8 protein-coding genes are annotated in these 9,482 nt (G+C 60.2%); 2 read left to right on the top strand and 6 right to left on the bottom strand.

Annotation, left to right across the window (positions count from 1 at the left end; translation table 11 throughout):
- Nucleotides 1-19: 19 nt before the first annotated feature.
- Entirely contained in the window at nt 20-1,465 is a 1,446-nt protein-coding gene (gene mltF / locus ABYA88_RS07735) for a membrane-bound lytic murein transglycosylase MltF (protein ID WP_373186473.1), read from the top strand.
- A gap of 15 nt (nt 1,466-1,480) precedes the next feature.
- Here mltF and tadA read toward each other — a convergent pair whose 3' ends face one another.
- The 4 genes from tadA to ABYA88_RS07715 form a co-directional block, all read right to left on the bottom strand.
- Nucleotides 1,481-1,939 carry a tRNA adenosine(34) deaminase TadA gene (gene tadA / locus ABYA88_RS07730; RefSeq protein ID WP_373186466.1) on the bottom strand — a complete coding sequence of 153 codons (459 nt, stop codon included), beginning with the start codon at nt 1,937-1,939 and terminating at the stop codon, nt 1,481-1,483.
- 12 nt (nt 1,940-1,951) lie between these two features.
- Nucleotides 1,952-3,859, bottom strand: a complete 1,908-nt coding sequence (gene cysN, locus ABYA88_RS07725; protein WP_373186464.1) for a sulfate adenylyltransferase subunit CysN — start codon at nt 3,857-3,859, stop codon at nt 1,952-1,954.
- A gap of 36 nt (nt 3,860-3,895) precedes the next feature.
- Entirely contained in the window at nt 3,896-4,798 is a 903-nt protein-coding gene (cysD, locus tag ABYA88_RS07720) for a sulfate adenylyltransferase subunit CysD (protein ID WP_373186462.1), read from the bottom strand.
- Nucleotides 4,799-4,962: 164 nt separating this feature from the next.
- Nucleotides 4,963-5,721 carry a Nif3-like dinuclear metal center hexameric protein gene (locus ABYA88_RS07715; RefSeq protein ID WP_373186460.1) on the bottom strand — a complete coding sequence of 253 codons (759 nt, stop codon included), beginning with the start codon at nt 5,719-5,721 and terminating at the stop codon, nt 4,963-4,965.
- 178 nt (nt 5,722-5,899) lie between these two features.
- Here ABYA88_RS07715 and ABYA88_RS07710 point away from each other — a divergent pair, with 178 nt between their 5' ends.
- Nucleotides 5,900-7,039, top strand: a complete 1,140-nt coding sequence (locus ABYA88_RS07710) for a S1C family serine protease (RefSeq protein WP_373186458.1) — start codon at nt 5,900-5,902, stop codon at nt 7,037-7,039.
- Between the two features lie 5 nt (nt 7,040-7,044).
- Here ABYA88_RS07710 and hisC read toward each other — a convergent pair whose 3' ends face one another.
- Both hisC and hisD read right to left on the bottom strand, forming a co-directional pair.
- Nucleotides 7,045-8,106, bottom strand: coding sequence for a histidinol-phosphate transaminase (hisC, locus tag ABYA88_RS07705; protein ID WP_373186457.1), 1,062 nt, complete (start codon nt 8,104-8,106; stop codon nt 7,045-7,047).
- A gap of 25 nt (nt 8,107-8,131) precedes the next feature.
- Nucleotides 8,132-9,442, bottom strand: a complete 1,311-nt coding sequence (gene hisD / locus ABYA88_RS07700; RefSeq protein WP_373186456.1) for a histidinol dehydrogenase — start codon at nt 9,440-9,442, stop codon at nt 8,132-8,134.
- Nucleotides 9,443-9,482: the final 40 nt, after the last annotated feature.

The following is a 9,482-nucleotide window of genomic DNA, read 5'->3' as shown; positions in this document are numbered from 1 at the left end:
TTTTGCATATACTGATGCCATGCCAGCAAAATTGACTCGACTCACTCTGCTGCCGCTGTCGGCCACTGTCCTTGTTGCGGCGCTGTTGTCGGGCTGCGAGCAAGCCACTACCCACCTGGAGCAAATGCGCGACCAGGGCGTTGTTCGCATGGCCACGCGCAATACGCCGACAACCTTCTACCAGGATCGCCACGGCAATACCGGACTGGAATACGAGCTGAGCAAACGCTTTGCAGACAGCCTCCAGCTGGAGCTCGAGGTGCAGACGATAGATACCCTGGACGAACTCTTCGAGCAGATGGCACTACCCACCGGTCCGCACATTGGCGCGGCGGGTATCACGGTCAATCCGCAGCGTGCCGATCAGGTGCGTTTCTCGACGCCCTACATGGAAGTGATCCCCCAGGTGGTCTACCGCCGCGGCAAGCCTCAGCCCGATGAGATAGAGGATCTGTACGGCAAGCGCATCATGGTGCTCAAGGGCAGTACGCTGGCTGATCAATTGCGCGATTTACAAACCGAGCACCCGCAACTGGTATTCGAGGAATCCGATCGGGTGGAGGTGGTCGATCTGCTGCGTCTGGTCAATGACGATGAGATTGACCATGCGGTGGTGTATTCCAACGAGTTGGTGGTCAATCAGGCTTTTTATCCCGCGGTGCGGGTAGGTTTTGATCTGGCCGAGCCGCAACCCATGGTCTGGGCCCTGCCCCCCGGCGAGGATGAAAGCCTGCAGCAGGCGGTGGATGTCTTCTTCGCCGGCATCCGCGCCGATGGCACGCTTGATCAGCTTATCGAACGCTTCTATGGCCATGCCGACGTGCTGGATTACGTGGGTGCCCGCGGCTTTGCCCGGCACATGCAACAACGCCTGCCGCGGTATGAAGCCTTGTTCCGCCAGGCCGGCGATCAATATGGGCTGGACTGGCGCCTGCTGGCCGCGATGGGCTATCAGGAATCGTTATGGGATCCGGACGCTGTTTCATTCACCGGCGTGCGCGGGATCATGATGCTCACCCTGCCCACCGCGAAGTTTGTCGGTGTGACCAACCGCGTCGATCCCAAGCAGAGCATCTTTGGCGGCGCCCGCTACCTTATCTGGGTACGCGATCAGCTGCCGGACGACATCCCCGAGCCCGACCGTACCTGGTTTGCGATGGCGGCCTATAACGTCGGCATTGGCCATCTGGATGACGCACGCAATCTGACCCGCAGCAACGGTCGCGATCCGAATCGATGGATCGACGTGAAGGATCATCTGCCGCTGCTATCGAAAAAGGAGTGGTATACCAAAACCCGCTACGGCTATGCCCGCGGTGCAGAGCCGGTGCATTACGTACAGAACATCCGTCGCTACCACGAGATCCTGCAATGGGTGACCCAACCCCAGGCCGAGATGGCGCAGGCTGATGCCGAGCAATATCATTCGCCGGGGATTCTGGATCAGCTGCCGCCGGACTTTTAAGCGGGAAGCACCCCGCTATGACTGCCGCCGCCCTTTAAAGAACGCCCTGAGCACCTCTCCGCATTCTTCTGCCAACACCCCGCCTTCAACCTCGATCCGGTGATTCATCCAGGTCTGATCCAGCACCTGCGCGCGACTGACGACGGCTCCGGCGCGGGGCTCGCTGGCCCCGAACACCAAACGTGACACACGGCTGTGGATGAGCAGGCCCGCACACATGGTGCAGGGCTCGAGGGTGACATAGAGGGTGCTGCCAGAAAGGCGGTAGTTATTCTGAGCCAAGGCAGCCTGGCGCAGTGCAACCATCTCGGCGTGGGCGCTGGGGTCGTTACTGCTGATCGGCTGATTGAAGCCTTTGCCAATCACCTCCCCCCGATACACAAGCACCGCACCCACCGGCACCTCGCCCAGGTCTGCGGCGAGTTGCGCCTCGGCCAGGGCCAGGCGCATGAAGTCGATGTCTGCGGGCTTCATCGGAGGGCTTTATCAGATCAGCTTGCGGGTTCTGAGCAACTCGATCACCTCGGCCACGCAGGCTTCCAGATTCTGCTCGCTGGTATCGAGCACCAGATCGGCATCGGCAGGTGCTTCATAGGGATAGGATACGCCAGGTATGGTGCCCTCGACATCCGCTGCGTAGAGACCTGAAGGATCACGCTCCCGGCATACATCCATCGGCGTATCCAGATGCACCATCAGGCAGCGCTCACCCAGAATGTAACGGGCCTGGGCGCGACTTTCCTCTGTGGGTGCAACGAAGGCCCCCAGGGCGATCAGACCGGCTTCATTCATCTGCCGGGCTATGCGCGCGCCCTTGTGCAGGTTCTCGGCACGACCGGCGGCATCCTGCGGCAGGCCCTTGCTCAGGTCCTGACGCAATTCCTTGCCGTCCAGTACATAGCAGGCCCGACCACTATCGAACAGCTTTCGCTCCACCGCGTAGGCCAGGGTGCTCTTGCCCGAGCCGGACAGGCCGGTGAAAAGCAGTGTGACCGGTTCCTGGCCGAAGCGCTGGGCGCGCTCGCTGGCGGTAACGTGGGCGAATCCGCCATGGCGGCTACCGGTGGTATTCTGCCCCAGCAAACCCTTGGCGACGATCATGCCTGCGCCTACAGTGCCGTTAGTCATGCGGTCGATAACGATGAAGGAGCCGGTGGTACGGTTGGCACGGTAATCGTCATAGGCAATCGGCCGCTCTAGCGAGAGCTCCACACGGCCGATCTCGTTCAGGCCCAGTTCAGGCGCGTCCTGCTGCTCCAGCGTGTTGACGTCGATACGGTGCACGATGCGGGTAAAGGAGCCCGGGCTGTTGCTGGTGGCGCGTTTGATGTCGTATTTGCGACCCGGCTGCATCGGCTTGTCGTCCATCCACACCAGATTGGCTTCGAACAGATCGCCAATCAGCGGGCGGTTGTCGATATGCGCAAGCACGTCGCCGCGAGAAATATCAATCTCGTCTTCCAGGGTCAGCGTGACAGCCTGGCCGGGGCCGGCGCTTTCCAGCTCACCATCAAAGGTCACGATGGATTTGACCCGGCTGCTCTTGCCCGAGGGCAGCACTACCAGCTCATCGCCCTTGTGCACCACACCGGAAGCCAGTGTGCCGGCAAAGCCGCGGAAGTTCAGGTTTGGGCGGGTAACCAGTTGGACCGGGAAACGCAGGTCCTTGAGGTTGCGGTCGGCCGCCACCTCGACGGTCTCGAGGATTTCCATCAGCGTCTGACCGGTATACCAGGGGCTGCGCTCACTGCGGTTGACGACGTTGTCGCCCTTGAGTGCAGACATCGGCACGAAATGCACGCTGTTGCCATCGAGCATTTCCAGGCCCTTGGCGAACTCGCGGTAATCGTCGCAGATCTGGTTGAAGACGCCTTCGTCGAAATCCTTCAGGTCCATCTTGTTCACAGCGACGACGATATGCTTGATGCCCAGCAGCGAGGCGATAAAGCTGTGCCGCTTGGTCTGGGTCTGCACGCCGTAACGGGCGTCGATCAGGATGATTGCCAGGTCACAGGTGGAGGCGCCAGTAGCCATATTGCGAGTGTACTGCTCATGGCCGGGCGTATCGGCGATGATGAACTTGCGCTTGGCTGTCGAGAAATAGCGGTAGGCGACATCAATGGTGATGCCCTGCTCACGCTCGGCCTGCAGGCCATCGACCAGCAGTGCCAGGTCGACTTCCTCGCCGGTGGTACCGGATTTCTTCGAATCGCGGGTAATGGCTTCCATGTGATCTTCGTAGATCATTTTGGAATCGTGCAGCAAACGCCCGATCAGCGTGCTCTTGCCGTCGTCGACGTTACCGCAGGTAAGAAAGCGCAGCAGTTCCTTGCGTTCGTGCTGGCCGAGGTACGCCAGGATATCTTCGCTGATTAACTCTGATTGGTGACTCATGTATCTCTCCGGGCTAAGCGCCCCGCTTAGCTGAAGTTAGAAATAACCCTGGCGTTTCTTTTCTTCCATGGATCCGGCCTGATCGTGATCGATCACGCGGCCCTGACGCTCGGACGTGCGGGTCAGAAGCATTTCCTGAATGATTTCCGGCAGTGTCGCGGCGGTAGATTCGACCGCGCCGGTGAGCGGATAACAGCCCAGGGTGCGGAAACGGACCATTTTCATTTCCGGCTTTTTGCCATCCAGCGGCATGCGCTCATCGTCGACCATGATCAACGAGCCGTTGTACTCGACCACGGGACGCTCGGCAGCAAAGTACAGCGGCACGATCGGGATGCTTTCCAGGTAGATGTATTGCCAGATGTCGAGCTCCGTCCAGTTGGAGAGTGGGAACACACGGATGCTTTCGCCCTTGTGTACCTTGCCGTTATAGACGTTCCATAGCTCGGGACGCTGGTTCTTCGGATCCCAGCGGTGGTGCTTGTCACGGAAGGAGTAAACACGCTCCTTGGCACGGGACTTTTCCTCGTCGCGGCGGGCTCCACCAAAGGCGGCGTCGAATCCGTACTTGTTCAACGCCTGCTTCAGGGCCTGGGTTTTCATCACGTCTGTGTGCACGGCGCTGCCGTGGGTGAACGGGCCCACGCCCTGGGCCAGACCCTCAGCGTTCTGGTGCACCAGCAGGTCGAGATCCATTTCCTCGACCATGCGCTCGCGGAACTTGTACATCTCACGGAATTTCCAGCCGGTATCCACATGCAGCACCGGAAAAGGCAGGCGACCCGGGTAGAATGCCTTGCGCGCCAGGTGAAGCATCACGGCAGAGTCCTTGCCGATCGAATAGAGCATCACCGGATTCTGGAACTCCGCCGCCACTTCACGAATGATGTGGATGCTTTCGGCTTCCAGTTGCTTGAGATGAGTCAGTTTTTCCAGCATGGCGTACTCGCGATATCAGGGGGACGCCAGGCATCCCGCGTTCAGTTGGAGGCATTGTAACAAACACGCAGCAATCTAATAAGACGTTTTTTAATACCTTTAAAGAATATCAATATAGCTTGCGGAGAATCCCGGGGCCCTGCCCCAATCCCGCCCCGACGCGCTCAGACCGGGTTGTCGATATCGATAAACTGGTGCTCCAGGCCAAATCGCTCGGCCAGATGCTCGCCCAGAGCCTTGACTCCATAGCGTTCGGTCGCATGGTGGCCAGCAGCAAAAAAGTGAATTCCGTTTTCCCGGGCCGCATGCACTGTTGGCTCGGATACCTCACCGGTCACATAAGCATCGGCGCCCAGCGCAATCGCCCGCTCGATATAACCCTGGGCCGCCCCGGTGCACCAGGCAATGCGCTTGATCGGACGGTCATTGCCGGCGATGTGCAGCGGCTCGCGCTGCAGAACCGTTGCCATATGGGCCGCCAGCGTGGCGCCGTCAAGGGCTTCGGGTAACTCGCCATAGAGTCCCACAGAGCGGGGGTTGTCCGGTTCCAGGCCGCCAAGGACATTCCAACCCATGAGCTTGGCCAATTGGGCGTTATTACCCAGCTCGGCGTGCACATCCAGCGGGAGGTGGTAGGCGAGCAGATTCATGTCGGCGCCGAGCAGCGCCTTCAACCGCCGCTGTTTGATGCCGGTGACAGCGGCCGGCTCGCCCTTCCAGAAGTAGCCATGGTGCACCAGCAGCATCTGCGCGCCAGCATCCACCGCGGCGTCGACCAGGGCCTGACTGGCGGTTACACCGGTCACCAGCCGTTGCACCTGGCCCGCGCCTTCGACCTGCAGGCCGTTGGGGCAGTAGTCCTGAAATGCATCGGATTGCAGCAGTTCATTGCAGTAGTCAACCAGTGTCGATCGTTCCACCATCGTGCACTCTCCTCTCAGTAAAGCAGGCCCATATTGTCTGCTCTGGCGGTCGGTTTGGCCAGTTCTGCGCCGGATCCGCACACTCCCTGCGCAAGACCTGCATTTATCAGTCCTATCCCTTTATACTGTCGCGCATTGATGGACAATGGCTGTAACCGGTTTTGGGACTGACTGATTGATGAATGCTTTGATGCGCGACTGGGGCTGGCCAGTCATATGCGGGGTTCTGTTGGCCCTGGTGCTGCTGCAATATTACCCGGATCCAATGGGTGTGTCGGCGAGCGCGCCGAAGCTGAATATGGCTCCGGCGAATCAACAGAGCAATGGCGGACAATCCTCATATCGCCTGGCGGTTCAGCGGGCGGCCCCTGCGGTCGCCAATGTGTATACCAGCAAACGCGCAACCAATCAGATCAAGGAACCCCTGCTGCGCAACCCCTCTACCGGTGACTACTCCGACTCCCTCCCCGCGCCGATAAAGCGCGACTCCAGCCTGGGTTCAGCGGTGATCCTCAGCCCCGACGGTTACCTGCTCACCAATAATCATGTGATCTCCGGTGCCGAGCAGATACTCGTAGCCCTGCGCGATGGCCGCGAGGCGATGGCTACACTCGTCGGCACCGACCCGGAAACCGATCTGGCGGTGCTCAAGATCGAACTGGAGGATCTGCCATCGGTGTCTATCAGCGACGCCGGTCAGCAGCAAATTGGTGACGTGGTACTCGCAATCGGCAATCCCTTCGGCCTGGGCCAGACGGTCACGATGGGGATTATCAGCGCCACCGGACGTAACCAGTTAGGACTCAACACCTACGAGGACTTCATCCAGACTGACGCTGCGATCAACCAGGGCAATTCCGGCGGCGCGCTGATCGATACGTCCGGAAACCTGATCGGCATCAACACCGCAATCTTTTCCCAGTCTGGCGGCTCCCAGGGCATTGGCTTTGCCATTCCGGTCAAGCTGGCGGTCGAAGTGATGCAGGCAATCATCAAGCACGGGCGAGTCGTGCGCGGCTGGCTGGGTGTGGAGGTGCAGCCGTTGACGGCCGATCTGGCTGAGGCGTTTAACGTCGAGCCGGGCTCGGGCCTGGTGATTTCCGGCCTTTACCGCGACGGGCCGGCCTCGCAGGCGGGCCTGCTGCCGGGCGATGTGATTTTGCGCATTGAGGGCGAGCCTGCGGTGACCGGCCGTCAGTCGATGAACCAGGTGGCCCGAGCGGAGCCGGGAGACACGGTAAGCATCGAGATCCTGCGTGAAGGAGAGATCCTCAATTTTGAGGCTGCAGTCGGCGTGCGACCCAACTTCCGCTCCTGATCACTTCAGTTTCCGACCAGATCCCGCAGCGCCTCAGCAAGTTTGCCATTCTGCTCTTCGGTACCGACCGTAATACGCAGAAATTGGTCGATACGTGGCTTGGCAAAATGCCGAACTATCACCCGCTGGTCGCGGAGACCTTTCGCCAGGTCCGCAGCATCGTGGCCTGGGTGGCGGGCAAAGAGGAAATTGGCCGCCGACGGCAGCACTTCGAATCCCATCTCCCCCAGGCGCTTCGCGAGCCGCTCGCGACTATCGATAACCTTGTCGCGGGTGCTTTCGAAGTATTCGGTATCGGCAAAAGCCGCCTCGGCACCCGCCAGCGCCAGACGGTCCAGCGGGTAGGAATTGAAGCTGTTCTTGATTCGCTCCAGCGCCTCGATCAGATCGGCATGGCCGACGGCCAGACCGACGCGCAAACCCGCAAGCGAGCGCGACTTGGACAGGCTCTGGGTCACCAGCAGATTGGGGTAACGATCGACCAGACTGATCGCCGTCTCGCCACCAAAATCGATATAGGCCTCATCGATCACGACTACCGAATCCGTATTGGCTACCAGCAGCCGCTCGATAGCATCCAGACCCAGGGCGATGCCGGTTGGCGCATTGGGGTTGGGGAAGATGATGCCGCCATTAGGCTGCAGGTAATCGTCGATATCGATGCGAAAGTCATCGGTCAACGGCACCGTTTGCGCGTCGATCCCATACAGACCGCAATACACCGGATAGAAGCTGTAGCTGATATCCGGAAACAGCAACGACCGGCCATGCTGAAACAGCCCATGAAAGACATGGGCGAGCACCTCGTCCGAGCCGTTGCCGACAAACACCTGCTCACTCTGCACGCCGTAATATTTCGCGATCGCCGCCTTCAATGCATCGGCGTCGGGAGCCGGATACAGCCTCAGGCTGTCGTCAGGCACCGCGCGAATGGCGGCTATCGCCCTGGGCGACGGACCGTAGGGGTTCTCGTTGGTGTTCAGCTTGACCAGGTTGTCCAGCTTGGGCTGCTCGCCAGGCACGTAGGGCACCAGGGTTTTGACAAAAGGGCTCCAGAATCGGCTCACAGGTAGGTCCTCGCCAGCACGGCCATCAAGGTTTAATCCGATATTCCGCACTGCGCGCATGCGCCGTCAGGCTCTCGCCGCGTGCCAGTACGGAGGCGGTCTTGCCCAGTTCGGAGGCGCCTTCGGGGGAACAAAAGATCACCGAGGAGCGCTTCTGGAAGTCATAGACCCCCAATGGCGAGGAGAATCGCGCAGTTCCGGAGGTCGGCAGCACGTGGTTGGGGCCAGCGCAGTAATCGCCCACCGCTTCAGGGGTGTAGCGCCCCATGAAGATGGCACCGGCGTGGCGAATCAGCGGCAACAGCGCTTCCGGCTCGGCTACCGACAGCTCCAGATGCTCTGGAGCTATGCGGTTGGACACTTCGCAGGCATGTTCCAGACTGTCTACCTTGATCAGCGCACCACGATTCTCCAGCGACACCCGCGCGATGCCTGCACGCTCCAGACTGTCGAGCAGCCGATTGAGGCTCGCTTCGACCGCGTCGAGAAAGTCCGCATCCGGAGACAACAGAATAGATTGAGCATCCTCATCGTGCTCGGCCTGGGAGAACAGGTCCATCGCAATCCAGTCCGGGTCGGTCTGACCGTCGCATACCACGAGTATCTCGGAAGGCCCGGCGATCATGTCGATCCCCACCTGGCCGAATACCGAACGCTTGGCGGTGGCCACATAGATGTTGCCGGGGCCGACAATCTTGTCTACTCGTGGCACGGTTTCAGTGCCATAGGCCAGCGCGGCCACTGCCTGGGCGCCACCCAGGGTGAATACGCGATCCACTCCGGCCAGACAGGCGGCAGCCAGCACCAACTCGTTGATTTCGCCACGTGGCGTGGGCACGACCATGACCACTTCGCGCACACCGGCGACCTTGGCCGGAATGGCGTTCATCAATACAGAAGAAGGATATGACGCCTTGCCACCCGGCACGTAGAGTCCGGCACGATCAAGCGGCGTGATCTGCTGGCCGAGAACAGTGCCGTCAGGCTCGGTATAACGCCAGGATGGCTGCACCTGGTGCTCGTGATAGACGCGGATACGCTCGGCGGCAAATTCCAGCGCGGTGCGTTGCTCGGGGGTAATGCGCTCGAGCGCCAGCTCCAGCCGCGCGCGATCAAGAGTCAGGTCGGCCATGCTGGTTACATCCAGACCATCAAAGCGGGCTGTGTATTCAAGCAGCGCAGCATCGCCGCGATCGCGGACTGCCCCAATGATCTCTTCCACCCGCTGGTTGACGCTCTTGTCTGATACGCCTTCCCAGGCCAACAAGGTGTCGAGATGCTGGCTGAAGTCAGACTGACCGGCATCCAGACGGGCGATTTTCAGCGGCGCATTCATCACATTCACCTTTCAAAACAAGTAGGTAGGGAGACGCCAA

This window comes from Halopseudomonas sp., from assembly GCF_041579695.1.
In the GTDB taxonomy this organism is placed as follows: Bacteria; Pseudomonadota; Gammaproteobacteria; order Pseudomonadales; family Pseudomonadaceae; genus Halopseudomonas.
The sequence above is the reverse complement of the archived record's forward strand: the minus strand, read 5'-3'. Positions and strand labels throughout refer to the sequence as shown.

Coding starts and splice junctions, on each gene's coding strand:
- mltF (WP_373186473.1), top strand. CDS start 20: ATGCCAGCAAAATTGACTCGACTCACTCTGCTGCCGCTGTCGGCCACT.
- tadA (WP_373186466.1), bottom strand. CDS start 1,939: ATGAAGCCCGCAGACATCGACTTCATGCGCCTGGCCCTGGCCGAGGCG.
- cysN (WP_373186464.1), bottom strand. CDS start 3,859: ATGAGTCACCAATCAGAGTTAATCAGCGAAGATATCCTGGCGTACCTC.
- cysD (WP_373186462.1), bottom strand. CDS start 4,798: ATGCTGGAAAAACTGACTCATCTCAAGCAACTGGAAGCCGAAAGCATC.
- ABYA88_RS07715 (WP_373186460.1), bottom strand. CDS start 5,721: ATGGTGGAACGATCGACACTGGTTGACTACTGCAATGAACTGCTGCAA.
- ABYA88_RS07710 (WP_373186458.1), top strand. CDS start 5,900: ATGAATGCTTTGATGCGCGACTGGGGCTGGCCAGTCATATGCGGGGTT.
- hisD (WP_373186456.1), bottom strand. CDS start 9,442: ATGAATGCGCCGCTGAAAATCGCCCGTCTGGATGCCGGTCAGTCTGAC.